The organism is Romboutsia sp., from assembly GCF_035470145.1.
Taxonomy (GTDB): Bacteria; Bacillota; Clostridia; order Peptostreptococcales; family Peptostreptococcaceae; genus Romboutsia_D.
In genome coordinates, this window is the sequence record NZ_DATIRC010000424.1 from 1 (window position 1) to 20,300 (window position 20,300).

21 protein-coding genes are annotated in these 20,300 nt (G+C 26.5%); 14 read left to right on the forward strand and 7 right to left on the reverse strand.

Translation table 11 applies throughout. From position 1 onward, the window contains the following. From VLM92_RS16620 to VLM92_RS16640, 5 genes are all read left to right on the forward strand, one after another. Nucleotides 1–332, forward strand: a 332-nt coding sequence (locus VLM92_RS16620) for a hypothetical protein (protein ID WP_331681799.1), incomplete at its 5' end; no start/stop codon positions are given. A 163-nt stretch (nt 333–495) separates the two neighbouring features. Beyond that, nucleotides 496–1,215, forward strand: a complete 720-nt coding sequence (locus VLM92_RS16625) for a response regulator transcription factor (RefSeq protein ID WP_325277438.1) — start codon at nt 496–498, stop codon at nt 1,213–1,215. A gap of 1 nt (nt 1,216) precedes the next feature. Then, a complete protein-coding gene (locus VLM92_RS16630; protein WP_325277439.1) occupies nt 1,217–2,614 on the forward strand; it encodes a HAMP domain-containing sensor histidine kinase in 1,398 nt (465 codons plus the stop codon). 431 nt (nt 2,615–3,045) lie between these two features. Further along, a complete protein-coding gene (locus tag VLM92_RS16635) occupies nt 3,046–3,831 on the forward strand; it encodes a type II CAAX endopeptidase family protein (RefSeq protein WP_325277440.1) in 786 nt (261 codons plus the stop codon). Between the two features lie 392 nt (nt 3,832–4,223). Continuing rightward, entirely contained in the window at nt 4,224–5,387 is a 1,164-nt protein-coding gene (locus VLM92_RS16640) for an SAM-dependent methyltransferase (protein WP_325277441.1), read from the forward strand. 118 nt (nt 5,388–5,505) lie between these two features. On the opposite strand, the gene VLM92_RS16645 is transcribed toward VLM92_RS16640, so the two are convergent. Both VLM92_RS16645 and VLM92_RS16650 read right to left on the reverse strand, forming a co-directional pair. After that, complete coding sequence (locus VLM92_RS16645) at nt 5,506–6,033, reverse strand: Gx transporter family protein (protein WP_325277442.1); 528 nt, start codon at nt 6,031–6,033, stop codon at nt 5,506–5,508. A 4-nt stretch (nt 6,034–6,037) separates the two neighbouring features. Further along, nucleotides 6,038–6,433, reverse strand: a complete 396-nt coding sequence (locus VLM92_RS16650) for a NusG domain II-containing protein (protein WP_325277443.1) — start codon at nt 6,431–6,433, stop codon at nt 6,038–6,040. Nucleotides 6,434–6,746: 313 nt separating this feature from the next. On the opposite strand from VLM92_RS16650, the gene VLM92_RS16655 reads away from it, so the two are divergent. Further along, nucleotides 6,747–7,775 (forward strand): FAD:protein FMN transferase, encoded by a 1,029-nt coding sequence (locus VLM92_RS16655; RefSeq protein ID WP_331681800.1) that lies wholly within the window; start codon nt 6,747–6,749, stop codon nt 7,773–7,775. Nucleotides 7,776–8,090: 315 nt separating this feature from the next. Next, on the forward strand, nt 8,091–9,464 hold the full coding sequence (locus tag VLM92_RS16660) for a cation:dicarboxylate symporter family transporter (RefSeq protein ID WP_325277444.1): 1,374 nt from the start codon (nt 8,091–8,093) through the stop codon (nt 9,462–9,464). Nucleotides 9,465–9,546: 82 nt separating this feature from the next. Here VLM92_RS16660 and VLM92_RS16665 read toward each other — a convergent pair whose 3' ends face one another. From VLM92_RS16665 to VLM92_RS16680, 4 genes are all read right to left on the reverse strand, one after another. Continuing rightward, entirely contained in the window at nt 9,547–10,476 is a 930-nt protein-coding gene (locus VLM92_RS16665; RefSeq protein ID WP_325277445.1) for an SH3 domain-containing protein, read from the reverse strand. A 135-nt stretch (nt 10,477–10,611) separates the two neighbouring features. Beyond that, a complete protein-coding gene (locus VLM92_RS16670; protein WP_325277446.1) occupies nt 10,612–11,901 on the reverse strand; it encodes an anti-sigma-I factor RsgI family protein in 1,290 nt (429 codons plus the stop codon). Further along, on the reverse strand, nt 11,902–12,462 hold the full coding sequence (locus VLM92_RS16675; protein ID WP_325277447.1) for a sigma-70 family RNA polymerase sigma factor: 561 nt from the start codon (nt 12,460–12,462) through the stop codon (nt 11,902–11,904). It abuts the gene before it with no gap. A 272-nt stretch (nt 12,463–12,734) separates the two neighbouring features. Then, nucleotides 12,735–13,460: a hypothetical protein gene (locus VLM92_RS16680; RefSeq protein WP_325277448.1), complete on the reverse strand. Its 726-nt coding sequence runs from the start codon at nt 13,458–13,460 to the stop codon at nt 12,735–12,737. Between the two features lie 192 nt (nt 13,461–13,652). Between VLM92_RS16680 and VLM92_RS16685 the strand changes: the two genes are divergently transcribed. The 6 genes from VLM92_RS16685 to VLM92_RS16710 all read left to right on the forward strand — a co-directional run bounded on the left by VLM92_RS16685 (nt 13,653) and on the right by VLM92_RS16710 (nt 18,078). Continuing rightward, complete coding sequence (locus VLM92_RS16685; protein ID WP_325277449.1) at nt 13,653–14,096, forward strand: YaiI/YqxD family protein; 444 nt, start codon at nt 13,653–13,655, stop codon at nt 14,094–14,096. Nucleotides 14,097–14,525: 429 nt separating this feature from the next. Then, nucleotides 14,526–14,705 carry a hypothetical protein gene (locus VLM92_RS16690; RefSeq protein WP_325277450.1) on the forward strand — a complete coding sequence of 60 codons (180 nt, stop codon included), beginning with the start codon at nt 14,526–14,528 and terminating at the stop codon, nt 14,703–14,705. 657 nt (nt 14,706–15,362) lie between these two features. Continuing rightward, nucleotides 15,363–16,715, forward strand: a complete 1,353-nt coding sequence (locus tag VLM92_RS16695; protein WP_325277451.1) for a Na+/H+ antiporter NhaC family protein — start codon at nt 15,363–15,365, stop codon at nt 16,713–16,715. A gap of 108 nt (nt 16,716–16,823) precedes the next feature. Further along, nucleotides 16,824–17,195, forward strand: coding sequence for a VOC family protein (locus tag VLM92_RS16700; protein ID WP_325277452.1), 372 nt, complete (start codon nt 16,824–16,826; stop codon nt 17,193–17,195). Nucleotides 17,196–17,313: 118 nt separating this feature from the next. After that, nucleotides 17,314–17,616 (forward strand): PTS sugar transporter subunit IIBC, encoded by a 303-nt coding sequence (locus tag VLM92_RS16705; RefSeq protein ID WP_325277453.1) that lies wholly within the window; start codon nt 17,314–17,316, stop codon nt 17,614–17,616. A 225-nt stretch (nt 17,617–17,841) separates the two neighbouring features. After that, nucleotides 17,842–18,078 carry a hypothetical protein gene (locus VLM92_RS16710; protein ID WP_325277454.1) on the forward strand — a complete coding sequence of 79 codons (237 nt, stop codon included), beginning with the start codon at nt 17,842–17,844 and terminating at the stop codon, nt 18,076–18,078. An 83-nt stretch (nt 18,079–18,161) separates the two neighbouring features. Here the strand turns inward: VLM92_RS16710 and VLM92_RS16715 are convergent, their stop codons facing one another. After that, complete coding sequence (locus VLM92_RS16715; RefSeq protein WP_325277455.1) at nt 18,162–18,614, reverse strand: MarR family winged helix-turn-helix transcriptional regulator; 453 nt, start codon at nt 18,612–18,614, stop codon at nt 18,162–18,164. A 264-nt stretch (nt 18,615–18,878) separates the two neighbouring features. Between VLM92_RS16715 and VLM92_RS16720 the strand changes: the two genes are divergently transcribed. After that, a partial coding sequence (locus VLM92_RS16720; RefSeq protein WP_325277456.1) for an ABC transporter permease occupies nt 18,879–20,300 on the forward strand: 1,422 nt, incomplete at its 3' end.

A 20,300-nucleotide genomic window follows, 5' to 3' on the forward strand; every position in this document is an offset into this window, starting at 1 on the left:
TTACTACTATTTCAGTATTTTCAAGCTTAGCTTCATTTGTAGCTGACAACTCAGTAGGAGCTGTTGTAGGAAGTTCGGTATTTGTTATATTAGGAAAAGTTTTAGGTTTACTTAAATTCTTACCAAAAGAAATACTACAAGTTTTAAGTGCTTCAAATTATATCGATATTTTCCAGTATCCACAAGAATTTATAGGAATATATAAAGGTAGTATAAATATACTTGGAAAATCTATAGATGCCATGGTGTTAAATTATGCATATTTAATAGGGATATTAATTATAGGTATATTAGCTACTATACATGTATTTAAAAGAGTATTAGATAAATAAAATAGAAAATAAGCTATCAAAAAAGTCATTATTTAAGTATTAATATATTAATACTAAGTATACTGATATTTTAAGATAGCTTTATTTTTATATTCAAATTTAGAGTTATTACAAGAATAAGTTTTTGGTATAATAATTTTATTAACAATAATGGAGGAACAATATGGAAACAATTATAAAAGAAAAGAAAATATTAATAATAGATGATGAAACAGACATATTAAATCTTTTAAGTACAGTTCTTAAAAAAGAAGGATTTAAAAATATATTTACAGCAGAAACTGGGAATAAAGGCCTTGATATATTTAAAAACGAAAGTATAGATATAATCTTGTTAGATATAATGTTACCAGACAAAGAAGGGTATGATGTATGTAAAGAAATAAGACAAACATCTCAAGTACCAATATTGTTTTTATCAGCAAAAACAGAGGAGATGGACAGGATATTAGGACTTGCACTTGGAGCAGATGACTATATAACAAAGCCATTTAGTCCAAAGGAAGTAGCTTTAAGAGTTAAAATAAATTTAAAAAGAAATATTATGGTAAACAATTATAAAAAAGAAACTAAAGAAAAAATTGCATTTGGACCTTTTGAAATAGATGAAGAAAAGGTTGAGGTTAGAAAAAATGGTGAGACTTTAGAACTTAAACCTAAAGAGTTTAAAATGTTTTTATATATGGCAAGTCATTTAGAGCAGATCATAAGCAAAGAAAGATTTTGTGATGAAGTTTGGGGAGAAGACTTTATAGGCTTTGATAATACTATAATGGTACATATAAGAAGATTAAGAGAAAAAATAGAGGATAAACCTTCAAATCCAAAGTATATTAAAAATATAAAAGGACTTGGATATAAGCTAACTGTAAAGGAAGATTAATATGAAATGGAAGATAACATTTAAGTATGTACTGACTATAATTTTAGTAGTAATGATAGTTACGATATTAAATATAGTAGGTTTTTTAATACTTATGACAGGTGGTATTCAGCCTACTTATGAACAAAGAGAAGAAGTATTTACTAGAGAATTTAAGAAGTACATATATATGGAGGATGGAAATATATATGTAAATAAAGTGGGACAAAATATATTAGACGAAAAAGGTTCATGGATACAGGTATTAGATGAAGATATAAGAGAAGTGTATAGATATAATGCACCTGAATATTTATCTAAAAAGCATACCCCTATGGATATTGTAAATGGATATAAATATTCTGGAGGTTTAAACAATGCAGGAACAGATAGTATACTTATATCATCTAAGATAATAGACGATGCAGAATATACATATATGATTGGATTTCCAAAAGAGGTTATACAAAAATATATAATTATGTATAACTCAGGTTATTTAAGTAACTCACTAAGTAAAATTATAATGATTACTATAGTTATAGATTTATTTATAGCTTTAATATTTGGATACATATTTAGCAAAAGACTTACTAAGCCTATGAAGGTAATAATAGGTGGTGTAGAGAATTTAGAACAAGGAAAGTATGATATTTATTATAGAGAAAAGAGCATATATAAACCTGTATATGAAAAATTAAATAAACTATCAGATACCCTAAAAAGTAATGAGGTTGAAAGAATTAAAATAGATAAGATGAAACAAGAGTGGATAGCTAATATAACTCATGATATAAAAACACCGCTATCCTCTATAAAGGGGTATGCAGAGTTATTAAGTGATGACTATGACTTTGATAGAGATGAAATTAAAGAGTATGGAAATATTATAAATAAGAAGTCAGAGTATATTAAGGAATTGGTGGATGATTTGAATTTAACTATGAAACTTAAAAATAGCTCTCATGTACTAAATAAAAAAGAAGCTAATATAGTTAGAATAGTTAGAGGTTCTATTATAGAGATATTAAATGACCCCCAATATTCAAAAAGGAATATAGCGTTTATAAGTAAGAGTGATGTTATAAACAAGGATATTGATACAACACTTATAAAAAGGGTTATAAATAATCTTATATATAATGCACTTATCCATAATGATGAAAATACCAGTATAGAAGTAGAGATAATAAATGATGAAAAAACAACTATATATGTAAGAGATAATGGTAAAGGAATTAAGAAAGAAGATTTAGAGAAAATATTTAATAGATATTATAGAGGAACTAATACTGGGGAAGTACACAAAGGGTCTGGACTTGGAATGGCTATTGTAAAGGAAATAGTAAATGCTCATGATGGAGATATTAGTGTTAGTAGTGAAGTAGATGTTAAAACAGTAGTTAAGATAGTATTATAGAATTAAATATATATAAGCAGTCATTAACTTTAAATTAATATATCGCATTTGAGGAATAGTAAAAAATATAAAAGAGATTATATTATAAGTTAATAATAAAAGATGTTTAATTCAATTATAAGTATGTTATAATAGTATTAATTAAAAAGATAAAAAAACTGCAATCTATTCTAAGTAGAGTGGGGTTTCCTAAAATACGATTGTTCCATATTGCTAGAATCACTCTGATGGCAGTCAGGGTGATTCTTTAGTTTATGTATAGGTTCATTTAATTTAATAAATGAATCTATCAATTTGGTTATAGAATAAATAAAACTTGGTTTTAATATAGCATCATACATTTAATTGAAAGCATCATAATAACGTGAGCCTATAAAAGGAGTATTTAAAGCGACGAAGAAAAGTAAAATTTAAATGTTGGGGGGATAGAGATGAATAGTAAAAGGATAGCAATAATTACCATGACTACTTATATCAGTATTATGGTAATAGGAATATATATAACCAGCAATATTTTACCATATAATTATAATGATTTTGAGATATCAATAAGTTTATTAATGACACAATTTATAGCAACATTAATTATTATTTATGTAGTAAACAAATTTTATGGATGGGAAAACGCAGGATTTAAGAAAATTGAATTTAATAATTTAATATGGTTTCTACCTTATATATTTTTAATAGTAGATATGCTTTATCATTTTTCTCAAAATATATATTTAAAATATATATCATTTAATAGTTATACATGGATAACATTAATTATTATTTTCATAGGAACTTTATTAGTAGGATTTTCAGAAGAAGTAATATTTAGAGGAATATTGCTTAATAGTTTAAAATCAGAAGGATCTATTTTAAAAGCAATGACTTTAAGTAGCGTTGGATTTTCAATTATACATATTGTAAATATATTTTCAGGAATGTCATTGCTTGAAGTATGTATTCAAATTATAGAGGCAATATTATTAGGATTTTCATTTGCATCGTTAGCTATTAAATTAAATAATATATGGCCGATTATAATTTTTCACGCTATATGGAACTTCATAATCATTTCATCTAACGTAATAGGTTCAAAAGTACCAAATATTAGTATTCTTTGTACTCCACTAAATATTATAATAGGGGCTATTTTATGGATATCAATTATAAAATATGAGAAAAATAATATAAAAGCTTCAGAGGATTTAGTAACAAAAAATATATAATAATGGATATAAGAAATTTAATATTTATATTTAAAATATATAATTAAAAATTGGTGGATGTGATTTGAAAGAAAAGTCTTCTAATTTAAATACACGAAAGCGTATTGATTAAGTAGTCAATACGCTTTTTTATATATTAAGAGATTATAACTTGCCTGCTTTTGAATAAGTTATAATTTCAATCGATAAGCTTAAAATCGTAAAGTAACGAGACTATTTTTTAGGCTATTGACGATATGAAGTAATTCGCCGACACGTAGCTCAAGCGAAGCGAAATTTTTATAAAAGATAAATATAAAAATTATAATATAAAAATGAGTTTGAATTAATTCAATATATATAATAATATATTGTATAGAACTTAATAAAAAAGAACGGTAAGGTGTGTCCAAATGGAAGAATTGAAAAAATCAGTTAATGAGATAACAGAACAAGAAATTATAAAATTAGTTATTAGTAACAAGAAAAACAAAGATGTTGAGTATAATAAAATAAACTTTACATTAAAAGAAAACAACAAAAAACAATATTATCAAGTAGAAAAATATACTGATAAACAAGTATTTCATGAAAATATTGATATGGATATTTTAAAAGAAAAAATCCTAGAATATATAAAAGAAGACTATAAGCAACTTTCAGCTTGGTCGAATACAACTACATTTGATTTAAAAATATCTAAAAAAGGCAAAGTATTTTTAGGAAAGAAAAAAAGTGATAATACAAAACTTGCTAACAAAAGTCACAATAAAGAGAAAAATTATATTCTTAAAGAAGGTATGATAATAGAACCTCTAATAGACTTAGGAATATTTACTAAAGAAGGTAATGTAGTAAGTTCTAAATATGATAAGTATAAGCAAATAAACAGATTCGTAGAGATAATAGACGATGAAATTAAGAAAAATGAGTACAAGGAACTTACTATACTAGACTTTGGATGTGGAAAGTCTTATCTAACATTTGTACTATATTATTACTTTGTAGAAATTAAAAAAATTAATGTAAAAATGATAGGCCTAGACCTTAAGCCTGATGTTATTAAAAAGTGTAACGATATAGCAAAAAGATATAACTACGAAAACTTACGCTTTGAATTAGGTGATATAAATGGATTCAAGTATAACAACAAAGTGGACATAGTAATGACATTACATGCTTGTGATACAGCTACTGACTATGCTTTATACAATGCTATAAAGTGGAATACTAAGATGATATTCTCTGTTCCTTGTTGCCAACATGAGTTTAATAGTCAAATGAAGTCAGACTCTCTGTCTATACTTACAAAATATGGAATAGTACAAGAAAGAGTAGCTGCACTTATGACAGATGCGGTTAGAGCTAATTTATTAGAATATTTAGGATACAAAACTCAGCTTTTAGAGTTTATAGATATATCTCATTCTCCTAAGAATATATTAATTAGAGCGGCTAAAGCGAATGTATCTAAAGAGAGAAAAGAAAAAGCTTTAAATGAAGTGAATAGCTTAATTGAGAAATTCAACTTTAATCCAACGTTGTTCAATTTATTAAAACAAGATAATTTAATTTAGATATCAAGAAAAGTGGGTGTAATTCAAAATTACACCCATTTTTTAGCGTATTACTATACTATTTTAACTGTTTCAACCCAGTAACCTATTCTCATTACTAATTCTACATCTAAATCAACTACAAATTATTTTTAAAGTAAGGTAACCTTAAAAGGGATGATAGCAGATAATTAGCAGATAACCCCACAAATATACCAGTCCCTATACCTGCGATAGATAAAAGAGGAAGGTATAAAAACATACCAAAATTATTTAATATGAGTGAAGCGGCAAGTAACTGACCTATATTATGAAATATAGCAGCTGAAGCACTAACACCTATTATAGATACATGCTTACCACCAAGTTCTTTAACAAGAATAGTAACTATAAAGCTTAAAATACCACCCGTAGCACTGTATAACAATGTAGATATGCTACCACCTAACATAGCTGAAAGAAACAGCCTTAAAAGTAATACAGTAAAGGACTCTTTATAGTTATCTAATGTATAAACAGCTATTATTATAACCAGGTTAGCCAAACCTAGCTTAGCACCAGGTATTATAAATGGTACAGGTATCATACGCTCAATTAAAGATAGTATCAAAGCCATAGATACAAGCAATGAAATATAAATCATTTTAGAAGTTTTATTTAGTCTCATAATATTAATGGGATAGTATCATATCAGATGAACTATCACTTTTATCTCCTTTAATTTCTATTATTAATTCATGTGGAAGGCATATAATGCTCTCTCCAACTTTAGAGGCTACTCCTTGTTTAACACAAAGAGAATCATTACAATCTGCATCTATTATCTTAATTGTACCATCTTTTACTAAAATAGTATTATTACCATGTTTAGTTTTTACAACAAAAGTTTTTTCTCCTTTAAATGATGATAGTGGTATATTATCATAAAGTTTACCCGAAACTCTTATATTAGCATAGGTTGACTTGTAGTTTGTAGTCAACATTTTTGAGAATATAAACTGCGGAACAAAGGATAAAACTAGAAGAAATACAATAATAATAATATCGAGTTTTTTCAAAGTTTTCATTAAAAAGTTTCTCCTTAAAAATTTAATTAATAAAATCTAGCAAAGTTCTATTAATTGCATTTTAAGGCATATAAAAACAAAATAGCAATATAAAAATTTCATATGATGTAAAAAACTATTAATAGGCTAAGGTGAAAAAACGTTAAAAAATAAATTAAATGAAGATAAAATAGATATATACCTAAAAAATAAAATATTTTATTGTAAATTGTCAAAAAAAGCTATACCATATAAAGAGAAAAAAATTAAACTTTATATGATATACTTTAGTTACTCAATAATAAATTTTGATGAAAAGCGAGGCGAGATCACAATGAAAAAATTTATGACTATAATTCTAACAATGATTTTAACAATAAGTTTAGTAGGGTGTAATCGAACAAAAATAGAGGAGCCGATTACTAGAACAGAATTATTTATGGGAACCGTAATAAAGGTAACTTTATATGATGGTGAGGTTGAAAAAATATTAGATAAAGTATTTAATAGAATAGTTGAAATAGAAAATTTAGTTAGCATAAATAAAGAAGGAACAGAACTTACAAAATTAAATAAAAGTGCAGGGGTAAGTAAAGTAAAACTTAATGATACTAGTTATGATATTATAAAAAAGGGAGTAGAATATTCAAAATTATCAAAAGGGGCATATGATATTTCTATAGGTCCTTTAGTAAAACTTTGGAGTATAGGACTTCCGGAAGCAAAGGTTCCAACAGAAGAAGAAATCAAAGAAGCTATGAAATACATAGACTATTCTAAGATAGAGACAAACGATTCCACTAAAGAAGTTTTTCTACAACAAAAAGGCATGATGTTAGACTTAGGGAGTATTGCAAAAGGATATGCAGCTGATGAAGTAGTGAAAATTTTAAAAGCTGAAGGCGTAGAAAAAGCAATTATTGATTTAGGAGGAAATATATACGTTCTAGGCTCAAAGAATCAAAATAAGGATTGGAATATAGGTATTCAAGATCCATTTAGTGATAGAGGCAATGTAGTTGGATCAATTGAAGTTTCAAATAAATCAATTGTTACAACTGGTATTTATGAAAGATTTATTGAAAAAGATGGAGTTAAATATCATCACATACTAAATCCTAAAACTGGATATCCTTATAAAACAGAAATAGCAGGAGTATCAATAGTAGCAGATAAATCGATAGATGCAGATGCATTATCAACTTTGATATTTACTAAAGGATTAGATGAAGGATTAAAGTTAGTGGAAGACTTAGAAAATGTAGATGCAGTTTTTGTGACAAATGAACATGAAGTATATATTACAGAAGGATTAAAAGAAAGCTTCAAATTAATAAATGAAAGTTTTAAACTTGCAAATTAAAATCTAATACAATATAAGAGAAGAATAAGTAGAGTAAAATATTTAATAGAGAATTAGGATATATTTAAGTTTTTAAAATGAAAAAATATAGTGATAGGCTTTTATTTTATATAAAGTACACCTAAGTGGTGTACTTTTTTGTGTGTAAATATAAATTAAAATTTTGTTATGAAATTATATTTATCTATTATTAGCAATTATAGCACTATGATAATCTATATAAAATAAAAATAAAATTCACTTGCATTATCATTTTGATAATAGTATAATAATTATTATCAAAATGATAATTACAATAATTAAGGAGGCAAGTACATGGACAACACATTTTTTTCACAATTTATGATGGTAACAAACATAAAAACAGTAATATTTATAATCGCATTAATAGGATTATTCTTTTTAACAAGTAAATTACAAAATAAGCTGAAATTTACAAAGCTAATGATAGTATCAACTGTATTAGGTATAGCTTTAGGAATAATAATTCAATACGTAGCAAAATTTCCAGATGACCCATCTCAAGTAGCTTGGCTAAATGAAGTAGTAAAATGGTATGGATTAGTTGGTTATGGATTTATGGATCTTTTAAAGATGTTAGTAGTACCTTTAGTTTTTGTATCAATTATAAGAGTTATAATGAATATGGATGAAGGGAATAACCTATCAAAATTAACATCAAAATCAGTTCTTATGTTACTAGGTACAACTGCGTTGGCAGCTATAGTAGGAATAATAGTAGGGAACGTATTTAATCTAGGAGTAGGGAGTGAAGTAACACAAGCTGCAGAAGAAATAAGGGAAATAATACCGATAGTAGATACTTTAAGAGGCTTATTACCATCCAATCCTGTAAAAGCTATGGCAGATGCTAATATAGTTGCAGTAGTGATATTTGCAGCATTTATAGGTCTAGCAATAAAAAGGCTTAATAAAAAATATTCAGAAGTTATAAAACCATTTGTAGATTTGATAGAGGCATTTTATAAAATAATAGTAAGTGTAGCAATAACTATCATAAAATTTATGCCATACGCAGTAATAGCTTTAATGTCAAATACTATAGCAGCGAGAGGAATACAATCAATCTTTGGAGTAGTTGATTTTATAATAGCTCTTTATGTAAGTGTAACTATTATGTTCATTATACATTTAGTTATATTATGGATACATGGGGTGAACCCTAAAACGTATATAAAAAATGTTTCAAAACCATTAATATTAGCATTTACATCACGTTCTAGTTTAGGAACTCTTCCTGTTACTATAGAAACTTTAACGGATAATGTAGGAATAGACTCAGGTACTGCAAGTTTTGTAGGTAGTTTAGGTTCTAATATGGGGATGAATGGATGTGCAGGTATATACCCAGCACTAATGGCAGTTACTATAGCTAATATGTCAGGTATGGAGATGAATTTTAGTTTCTATGCAATGTTATTAATAGTTGTAACTATAAGTTCTTTAGGAATAGCAGGTCTACCAGGTACGGCAACAATGGCAGTATCAGTAGTTATATCAGGAATGGGAATGGGAGCATATTTCCCACTAGCAGGTGGAATTCTTGCAATAGACCCTATACTAGATATGGGACGTACTATGTTAAATGTAAATGGAACAATGACTACAGCTATAACTGTGGCTAACTCATTGAACAAATTAGATAAAAATACTCTAAATAATATATAATAAATAACCTATAGCTTACTAGCTATAGGTTATTTTTAGATCAAATTACTATGTTTAATTAAAACGTTGTATACAAGAATAATTATAAATTAGTTAAATAAGAACTACTAACATAAGCATATCCATCATTAAATTTTATTCTAGACCACCTAGAATTCAGATGGTACACAACTTCAACATTATCCCCTTTTTGTAAATTTCCAACAAGTCTTTCAGAAGTAGATGGACCACTTCTAACATTTAATACGTCGGTATTACACTTCATAAAGTTATGAACATCAGGCATTAAAACTGCATTAGATAAATACTGACTACTAACATAAGCATACCCACCATTAAATTTTATCTTAGACCAGCCGTTACTTAAATTTGCAACCACACTTACCTTATCAGCATATTTTAATCGCCCAACTATTTTCTCAGAAGTAGAAGGTCCTTTTCTTATATTTAATGAACTAGTATTACATTGCATAGTAACTGCTGTACTAGGTGTTGGATTTGAATTTGAGTTAACCTTAATTAGATAGTCAGAGCTAACATATCCATATCCACTACCATATTTTATTCTAGACCATCCATGGCTAGTTTGATAAATGACGTAAACTCTATCAGTTTTGCCGATCTTACCAACTATTTTATCAGAAGTAGAAGGTCCTCTTCTTACATTTAAGATATCAACATTACATTCCATAAGTGTCGTTGTATTATTATTCCCTTCGTCATTTGGAGGCTCATTGTTAGATGATATTTTCTTAAGATATTGAGAAGATACATATCCTACAGTACCTTTATACTTAACAATTGACCATATATCTGAATTCTCTAATACTTCAACCATACTACCTTTTTTTATAGTTAGTACAATATAGTGGTTTGTACTAGGACCTGTTCTTAAATTCAAGTTTTGTAGAGTTTCGGCTTGTAAAGTTTGAGCATAACTAGGAAGTATACTTCCTAAAGTTAATGCTGTAGCTCCAATAGAGCATAAAGATAGTTTTTTTAGATTTTTCATTAATATTTCCCCCATGTATAATTTAAACTTATGCCATTTATATATTTTGTATCAAGAAAATTATATTTAAGAAGCTTACTTCATAAATATAATTTCCAATTTATTTAATCGTAGTCATGATTAGAACACCTTGTGCTAAGAATTTTTGTATTTATTCTTGTTAGGGCGATTGTACGCAAGAATTTTGTCTTCATCCTTGTTAGGACGATTGTACGCAAGAATTTTGTCTTTATCCTTGTTAGGACGATTGTGCGTAAGAATTTTGTCTTTATCCTTGTTAGGGTGATTGTACCCGAAATTATTGTATTCATCCTTGTCAGGACGATTGTACCCGAAATTATTGTCTTCATCCTTGTCAGGACGATTGTACCCCAAATTATTATCTTTATCCTTGTCAGGACGATTATATGCAAGATTATTATCTTTATCCTTGTCAGGACGATTGTACCCCAAATTATTATCTTTGCCCTTACCAGACTTATTGGTAGACTTATTATCTTTGCCTTTACCAGACTTATTAGTAGAATTATTAGTGCTGCCAGATTGATTATCAACATTAGTAGCATCTTTAGAAGCATTATTACTAGGCTTATTAATAGTATTATCACTTTCATTAACATTAGATTGGCTACCATTATTAGTAACATTATTTTTAAGTTTTAAAATTTTATTTTCAATTTCTATAATAGGTGTATACTTAAATTGTTCTACTATAACATTAGAATCTAAATACTTAAGTTCTTGGATCAATACCAACTTACTAACTGTAAATCCAATGCTTTTTGCTTCTTCCCTTTTAGCGAGGTCACTGTTTGAGGATCTAACACTTGCATCAATAAATTTATTTTTAAAACTTTTCTCAATAGTATCTTTTAAATGAATCTCAAGCTCTTTTCTAGCAATACTATCATTAGATATTGTAGCGAAAGCAACCGCTGAATTTTTACTACTTGATATATAATTTTTTGCTACAGCAGAAGAAATAATGTTATTTATAGCTTTATCTACATAAATATATTTTTTATTATTAGAAGCTAATAAATTTTCACCATCAGAATTGTAAGCCTGATAAGACACAACTCTATTAAATTTATTTAGAGTTAGCTCAATGCTAGGATTTATATCAAGTGAAACATAAGATACTGGAATTTGTGTATAAGCATATCCTCCAGACCCTAAGAATAGTACAAAAATAGTATATACCATTGCTAATCTTTTATTAAATAATGAAGATCTAAAAATATTTTTTAATTTATCTAAGATATTTTCCCTATTGCTAAAACTTAATTGCGATTTTATTTTAACAGAATTCATAATACGTTTTTTGATTTTTTTATCGATATGTACGTCAAAGTCTTTATCTAAGAGTATGGACGCCTCTTCAATATTAAAATTATCAAATATATCAAACAGTTTATCTTCCAACTATAAAACCCCCCTTAAAATATTTTTCAACTTACCCATGCATCGAGATGCTTTTTTATCTATCGTATTAACTTTTAACCCTAGGACTTTAGAAATGTCTTTAGAACTTTCTTTAAAGTAATATTTTCTAATAATTATTTCACTATCAGGTTCTCCTAAAGATTTTATAGCTTTAATTAAGAAATTATTTCTTTCATCTGTTGAAACAGAATCAGAAACAGAATCGAATTTATCAAATATATTTTCATTCATAGATTCTATAGGTATCTCAACAGCTTTGGATTTTTTATTTCTTCGGTATAAATCTATAGCCTTTCTTTTAGCTACAACAGCCAAAAGAGCTTTTATAGTACCTTTTTCTAAGTCTATTTTATCTTTATAATTAAATACATAAAAGAATACATCGCTAACACATTCTTCTATATCTTCATTAGGTAATATATTGGATAACTGATTGTATACTATTGTATAAATAAGTCCCATATAAGCTTCCATCATTAGTTCAAGCCCTTTATCAGGTTGGTTATGTAAGAGGTTTAATAATTTAATATCTGAAATCAAGTTGCACCTTCCTTCTAAAAGCATATAGTGTACACTATATACTTTCGATAAAAATTTAGTAAATATGACAATAAATAGAAAAAAATGTATATTAATGACATAAAACTTTATATTAATAAATGTAATGCAAATAATAAAAAAGTTGAATAGGAAATATATGTAAAGAAAGGAATTGGAAATTTATAAACAAAAAGGAAGTAGGATGATGTGTTTATACCTACTTCCTAATATATGATATTTTATGCATAAATTACTAGATAATAGTTATAAATCTAGTCTCTATAATTATATGAATTTATAAGATTGTCTAACTTAAATTTAGGATATATAGGCTTAGATTTCCACACTGAACTTGTAAGTATATAGTGATTGTGCTCCTCAGTACCTTCTTTAAAATATTTATTTATAGATAATTCCAGCATATTCTCTTTATTACTAAAGTTCATATAATTTAAATAAGAATCTTTTAAATTTGGATTTTCTATAGTAAGATTATAGAATTTTCTTTCTAAAATTTTTAGATCATTTAATAACTTTTTAGTTCTTAAATCTATTTCATCATTTATATAAGTGAAATCTCTAGAACTATTAGTTAAATCAGACATTATTTTATATTGAGTATCTTTAATTTTTCTATTTAATACAAAACATAAGAAAAACAATTCTCCCAATTCTTTTTCTTTTTCAGATTCCCCTTTTAGGAGTAATCTTATAGAAGATAAATCCTTAGCAGAGAATATTTTTAACTGTGTTCCCTTAGCAAATACTATTTTTAATGGAAATTTTAATTCATTAGCTGTAATTGTTTTTGTTAAAACACCATCATCTACAACAAAAAACTCGCTACCTTGATATATAGCAAAACTTTTACCATAATTGTAGTAAAGAGTTTTAGTAGGAACAGTGTCGCCAAAGTTAAATTCTCTTAAATTTTCATTAATTTTGATAACTTCATGATTTTCATTTAATGTAGGATAGTAAAAACATTCAAATTTCATAATGTACCCCCAATACCCATTGTAATTTTCCCAATCACAATAATTATAACTCTAAAAAGATTTTTTGTACTAAATATATATAATTTAGTAATATTTTTTATATTTAGTATTTAATATAGTAGAAGTATGTAACAATAAAACTAAATACATTTTAATGATATAATAATAAATAAAGCGCACTAAGGAGACAATATGAAAATTTTAATAGATGCAGATGGATGCCCTGTTGTAGATACAACTATAAAAGTAGCCAATAAATTTAATATAGAAGTTATAATAATGTGTGATACTTCTCATGTTTTTAATAAGCCAGGAGTTGAAACTATAATTTTATCAAAGGGAGCAGATTCAGTTGATTTTGCATTAGTTAATAAAGTTAATAAAGGTGACATTGTTGTAACACAAGATTATGGATTAGCAGCGATGGTACTTTCAAAAGGTGGACATCCTATCAATCAAAATGGAAGAATTTACAATAATGAAAATATAGACCAATTATTGTTTACAAGACATATTTCGAAAAAGGTAAGAGCTGCTGGTGGTAGAATGAAAGGGCCTAAGAAAAGGCAAAAAGAGTATGATATAAAATTTGAAGAAAGTTTAATACAACTATGTGAAAAGCTTATAACTAGTTAAAATTCAGGTTGAAGATGATTTATTTTTTAAAACACCTTGATGGCAATTAAGGTGTTTTTTGAGATATAAAACATTAGCTAATATGTGAGAAAATTAAAGAAAAGTTAACTACTGCTTCGTTGTGAACTTAATCCTATAACCTATACTATAACTAATAAAGATATTGAATTTGATTATAAATTACATAGAGGAAGAGCTCAAACTAGAAACGCTATAAAGTTATTAGAATTTATGGGATACGATGAAAATATAGTATCAAAATCAGAAAATAGAGCTAAGAATTTCTTGAAAACTGGTCAGTGGTAAATTTAAATATATAAAAGTAAATAATTTTGTACATTATTGAGGATATAATTTTTATAAAAATGTATTAAATCTACTTAAAACTGTACACAATCATAATATAAAAATTCACAGGGGGTAAGAATTATGATTGTATTAAGTAGAGAAAGTATTATAGAAGGATTAATTGAATTAAGAGAAGAAGAAGAAAATGAAAATAGATCAATAATTAATAATATAAAAGAGATAATCAATAAAAAAGATATAAATGACTTAGAAAAATTAAAACTAATAAACAATGAAATAGGAAAAGTTTTATTAGTTTAAGTAAAAATACAAATAAATTGAATCGATGAATAATTTTAAAACTTCATAAAAATGCTAAAAAATTCAATTTAATATATAAGATTAATAAGAAGAACTTAAATTTTATAAGTATATTAAAGAGTTAACTTTATTTAAAAAGGAGTATAGTAGAATTAGTAAATATAATTCTTTCTGTACTTTTTTTAGATACAAGGAGTTTATAATTTTACGATTTATTGATAAATTATAAAATTTAATCCCTAAAATTGAAATGATTCGCCAACACGTAGCTCAAGCGAAATGAATTTTTTATTAAATAAATTTAAGGGGTAAAGGTAAAGGAGTATAATACTTAGAAAAAAATTTTCCACGGAGGCATTGTGGATTTGTGGATATGTTGAAAATAGAAAGAGAAAATGTTTTCTTAGAAAGGATAACTTATCCACAAAATGAATATATTATGACTGGATAATATATTTAGAAAAGTAAAAATTATATAGATTAAAGCTTATACAATACTTAAGTATTGTATAAAATTATATGACAAATAAATAGATTTAAGTAATAAAGCTATATGAATGAAAAATAAATAGTTACTTTAGATAGGAATAAATGAAATAATATGGAATTAATTTAGAATAAAATTTAAATATAAAAATTTATACTTTAGGGGGAATTATGGAAAGTTGTAGAATACACAAAAATCAAATATACATGACCTTGTTTTTGAGCATTATGCCAATAATAGTATGTGTAATTATGAATGTATCATTAGTATATGCATTTTTATTAAGTGTGATATTTACATCAATAATATCTATCGAGAATGGGTTTGAATTAAAAGAAATTAAATCTATGATACTTAGTGGAGTAAGTGAATGTAAAAGTCTTTACACTGTAATATTGCTAATAGGATCGACTGTTTCAGTGTGGTTATCATCAGGAGTTGTTCCAACTATGATATATTATGGTTTACAGTATATGCAAGGAATGAATTTTTTATTTGCTTCTTTTTTATTAATTTCAATAAGTGCAATTTTCATGGGAACAGCAGTTGGAACTATTAGTACAATAGGTGTGGCTATTCTTGGAATAGGCAAAGGATTTGGAATTCCTACACATATATTAGTAGGAGTTATTGTGTCAGGATCATTTTTAGCAGATAAGATATCACCAATATCAGGGCTTTTAAATTTAACTCTTGCAACGACAGAAATAAATTATAAAGAAGCATTAAAATCAGCAATCTACACAATAGTACCAACTATAATAATAACAGCAATTATATATTACTTTATAGGAACTAAATATCAAGGTACAAAAGGTGTAAATATCTCAGCAGAGTTAGTAGGCGCTATGAATAGTGAATTTTTTATATCACCATATCTTCTTTTATTGCCTATAGTAATAATAATTTTATCTATTTTAGGAGTTAAATCAACATATTGTATGTGGTCAGGAGTCATAGGTGGAAGTCTTATTAGTATATTTTATCAAAAAACTGATATATTAGAATTACTAAAATATATATTTTTAGGTTTTAATTTAAATACAAAGTCTCAAATAGTAAATGACATTTTAATTAGTGGTGGAGTTATCTCTATGGTATCAATAGTATTTATTGTTATTGGAGCAATAGCTCTTAGTTCTATATTACAAGGAACAGGTGTGATAAATTATTTAACTAAGGACATTATATATAAAATTAATACTAAAAAAGATTTAATATTAAAAACAAGTATCATTAGTAGCATTTTGACAGTTATAACTTGTGATCAAACCATAGGAATAGTTATACCTTCTAGGTTATTAAAATCAAAGTATGAACAACTTGAAGTTAGCAACAATATATTGGCTAGAACTATATCTGATACAGGAACTATAATAGCACCTCTTATGCCATGGAATATTAATTCGTTAATAATAAGTTTAGTTACAGGAGTTTCGTGTGTATCATACGCACCATTTGCAGTACTTTGTTTTATAGTACCTATAGTTACAATATTATTTGCAATTGTTGATAAAAATTAAGCAAAATTAATAAACATAGAAAGTATTTATATTAATATATGGCTTTATATTCATTGTTTGGTAAAAATAGCTTATAATAAAAATAAAAATGTAGTTGGAGGAGAGCGAATGAAATTTAAATTTTGTCATAATAACTTTAATGTATTAAACCTTGAAAAGAGTTTAGAGTTCTATGAAAAAGCACTAGGACTTACAGAAACTAAGAGAAGTGTAGCAGAAGATGGAAGTTTTATATTAGTATTCTTAGGTGATGGTGAAACTACTCATAAGTTAGAGTTAACATGGCTTAGAGATTGGGATAGACCGTATAATCTAGGAGATAATGAATTCCACGTAGCTCTAAGAGTGGAAGATTTCGAAGGAGCTTACAATTTACATAAAAAAATGGATTGTATATGCTATGAAAACAAAGAAATGGGAATATACTTCATAGCTGATCCAGATAACTATTGGATAGAAATACTTCCGATGGATAAGTAGTAATTTAACACATCAATTTTGATGTGTTTTTCACATATAAGTATACAATATATTGACTTAATAAAAAATAAAAGTTAATAATATAATAGATAATAATTGAAATAGTGAGGTAAATGAAATGAATAAAAATATTGTAGCAGTATGTGAAAATGAAGCATGTGCAAAAGTATTACAAGAATCTGGGCAAGCTTTAGGGTTTAATGTTAAATTCGAGATACAAGCAAAGTCTAAAATAAAGAATGAGCTTTCAGAAAAGGATATAAAGGAATCAGCTATAGTATTATTTGTTATAAGCTATGCTGTAGAAGACATAGAAAATATAGAAAGATTTATAGACCGTGAATACTACGAAGTAGATCCAAAGTTTGTCATAAATGATGCGAAGGCTGTACTTAATGAAATAGTAGCAGAATTAAACTAATATAAAAATGACTAGAATTTAAATTTGCATAAATTTAGGCTCTAGTTATTTTTATATTACATTTTCTCTATAAAAATGTATAAATTCAAGCCAATGTTTTCTGTGGAACGTAAAAGTTAACTATAAGACTACCTTATAGGTTTATCTAAGTTTTTTATAAGTAGATAAAGTTAAAATCACGTAATACAACTCAATATAATATATTAAATATAAGAGGTGAGTTGAGTGAAACCTATTGATAAAGATGGTTTTTTATTTAATATATTAGGAAGTGTAAGAAAAGTGATAGCTCTTTTATTAACTATTGTTTTTTGTTATTTAAGTATACAAGGTAGAATAAATCAAGACCAGTTTATACCAGTGTTTAGTATGGTACTTGGTTACTACTTCGGTAGATCAACAGCATTAGATATACCTGGAAAGATTAAAGGTAAAAATGATAGTAATAATACAGAATTATAGTAAATAATAAAAATAAAAAATGTATTATGGCATGATATATGCAATTTTATTTTACAAAAAAATATTAAAAAATAAGCTCAGAGTTAATCATCTGAGCTTATTTCCATTAACACGTCTCTTAAATTTTCAAGTGATGAATTTAATTTATTAAGTTGGCTATCTGGTAAAGTTGACAGTCTTTCTTTCAAAGAAGATTGAACTTGTTTAAACTTACTTTCTATATATTGTTCACCTTTTTTAGTCAAATCTATATTTATGATTCGACGATCTTTCTTATCAGGAATTCTCTTAATCATTTCTTCATCAATAAGCTTAGTAATGAGCTTAGTCATATTTGGAGTAGAAATTAAAAGTCGTTTAGCGACATCTGAGATAGGGAGTTTACCATTTTCTTTAATAACAGCCATTATTTGGAAATGGGAATGATTTAAAGAATCATGTGCAAAACCACAGTCGCGTCTTATTAACTTTTTTTGAAATAATGGCATGATAGTTACAAAATTTTGAACTATCAACTCGAGTTTAGTATCATTCATTTGCTACTACCTCCATAGATATTATTTTTTTATTATATAATATTTCAATGATTAAAACACACTAAAAATTAATATATTAAATTATTGACTTTTTTATAAACTTCTATATACTTAAAAAGTATAATAGTTAAAAAGTATAACTATTAACTAATATAACTAATATTATTATACACTAAAAAAATTAAAATGTGAAAAATATAATTTTAAAATAAATACTTTAAGATTATATAAAATTTAAAGCAAAATGGAGGCAGAGATTGAGCGATGTTTAAGATTTTAAAGTACTTAAAACCATTTGTAGTGTCGATTATCACAGTAGTCGCACTTTTAGTAGTTCAAGCGGTTTGTGATCTTTCATTACCAGATTATACATCAAACATTGTCAATGTAGGTATTCAGCAAAGTGGTATAGAAAATGCTGTACCTACTGTAATTAGAGAAAGTGAAATGAATAAATTAACACTTTTTATGAATGATAATGAAAAAAATAAAGTAAAAGGTAGCTATGAATTATTAGATAAAAATAAATTAAGTAAAGAGGATTATGAGAAGGAAGTAGAAAAATATCCTGCTCTTAAAAATGAACCTCTATACAAATTAAACACTGATGATAAAGAAAAAATAGATAAAATTAATCCTATAATGAGTAAATCTATGATGAGAGTTTCTGGAATTGAAATGGCTAATAAAAAAGGTCAAATACCAAATATTCCTCCGAACATGGATATATGGACAGTATTTGCTCAAATGCCAAAAGAACAATTAGCTCAAGTGACTAAAGAAATTGATAAAAAAATAAATGGATTAGATGAGAATATATTAACTCAATCATCAATTTACAATGTAAAAAATGAATATAAAAAGATAGGCATAGATTTAGATAAACTTCAAACTAATTACATCTTTAAATCAGGTGGAATAATGTTATCGATAGCTCTTACTAGTATGGTTGCCACAGTTACAGTTAGTTTCTTAGCTGCAAGAGTTGCTGCTGGTATGGGTAAAAACATGCGTAAAGATGTATTTGGAAAAGTTGTAGGATTTTCAAGTATTGAATTTGATAAATTCTCTACAGCATCATTAATTACTCGTAGTACTAATGATATTCAACAAATTCAAATGCTTATGGTAATGTTAGTTAGAATGGTATTTTATGCCCCAATACTTGGAATAGGTGGTGTAATAAAAGTTTTAGATACAGATACTTCAATGGCATGGATAATAGGTGTGGCAATAATTGCTATAGTATCGTTTGTACTTGTTTTATTTGGATTAGCAATACCAAGATTTAAGAAAATTCAAAAGCTTGTAGATAAATTAAATTTAGTAACACGTGAATCATTAACAGGGATGTTAGTTATAAGAGCATTTAGTACACAAAAAACAGAAGAACAAAGATTTGATGAAACTAATGAACTCCTTAGAAAAACAAATACATTTGTTAACCGCATAATGTCAATGATGATGCCTATTATGATGCTTATAATGAATATTATAACAATAATAATAGTATGGGTAGGTGCTCATAATGTTGATTCAGGAGCTATGCAAGTTGGGGATATGATGGCATTTATACAATATGCTATGCAAATAATAATGGCATTCTTAATGATATCAATGTTATCAGTTATATTGCCAAGAGCATCTGTATCAGCTACTCGTATAAGTGAAGTTTTATCTACGGAT

Bases quoted from the DNA above. Each gene is read 5' to 3' on its own strand.
- VLM92_RS16625 (WP_325277438.1), top strand. From the start codon at position 496: ATGGAAACAATTATAAAAGAAAAGAAAATATTAATAATAGATGATGAA.
- VLM92_RS16630 (WP_325277439.1), top strand. From the start codon at position 1,217: ATGAAATGGAAGATAACATTTAAGTATGTACTGACTATAATTTTAGTA.
- VLM92_RS16635 (WP_325277440.1), top strand. From the start codon at position 3,046: ATGAATAGTAAAAGGATAGCAATAATTACCATGACTACTTATATCAGT.
- VLM92_RS16640 (WP_325277441.1), top strand. From the start codon at position 4,224: ATGGAAGAATTGAAAAAATCAGTTAATGAGATAACAGAACAAGAAATT.
- VLM92_RS16645 (WP_325277442.1), bottom strand. From the start codon at position 6,033: ATGAGACTAAATAAAACTTCTAAAATGATTTATATTTCATTGCTTGTA.
- VLM92_RS16650 (WP_325277443.1), bottom strand. From the start codon at position 6,433: ATGAAAACTTTGAAAAAACTCGATATTATTATTATTGTATTTCTTCTA.
- VLM92_RS16655 (WP_331681800.1), top strand. From the start codon at position 6,747: ATGAAAAAATTTATGACTATAATTCTAACAATGATTTTAACAATAAGT.
- VLM92_RS16660 (WP_325277444.1), top strand. From the start codon at position 8,091: ATGGACAACACATTTTTTTCACAATTTATGATGGTAACAAACATAAAA.
- VLM92_RS16665 (WP_325277445.1), bottom strand. From the start codon at position 10,476: ATGAAAAATCTAAAAAAACTATCTTTATGCTCTATTGGAGCTACAGCA.
- VLM92_RS16680 (WP_325277448.1), bottom strand. From the start codon at position 13,460: ATGAAATTTGAATGTTTTTACTATCCTACATTAAATGAAAATCATGAA.
- VLM92_RS16685 (WP_325277449.1), top strand. From the start codon at position 13,653: ATGAAAATTTTAATAGATGCAGATGGATGCCCTGTTGTAGATACAACT.
- VLM92_RS16690 (WP_325277450.1), top strand. From the start codon at position 14,526: ATGATTGTATTAAGTAGAGAAAGTATTATAGAAGGATTAATTGAATTA.
- VLM92_RS16695 (WP_325277451.1), top strand. From the start codon at position 15,363: ATGGAAAGTTGTAGAATACACAAAAATCAAATATACATGACCTTGTTT.
- VLM92_RS16700 (WP_325277452.1), top strand. From the start codon at position 16,824: ATGAAATTTAAATTTTGTCATAATAACTTTAATGTATTAAACCTTGAA.
- VLM92_RS16705 (WP_325277453.1), top strand. From the start codon at position 17,314: ATGAATAAAAATATTGTAGCAGTATGTGAAAATGAAGCATGTGCAAAA.
- VLM92_RS16715 (WP_325277455.1), bottom strand. From the start codon at position 18,614: ATGAATGATACTAAACTCGAGTTGATAGTTCAAAATTTTGTAACTATC.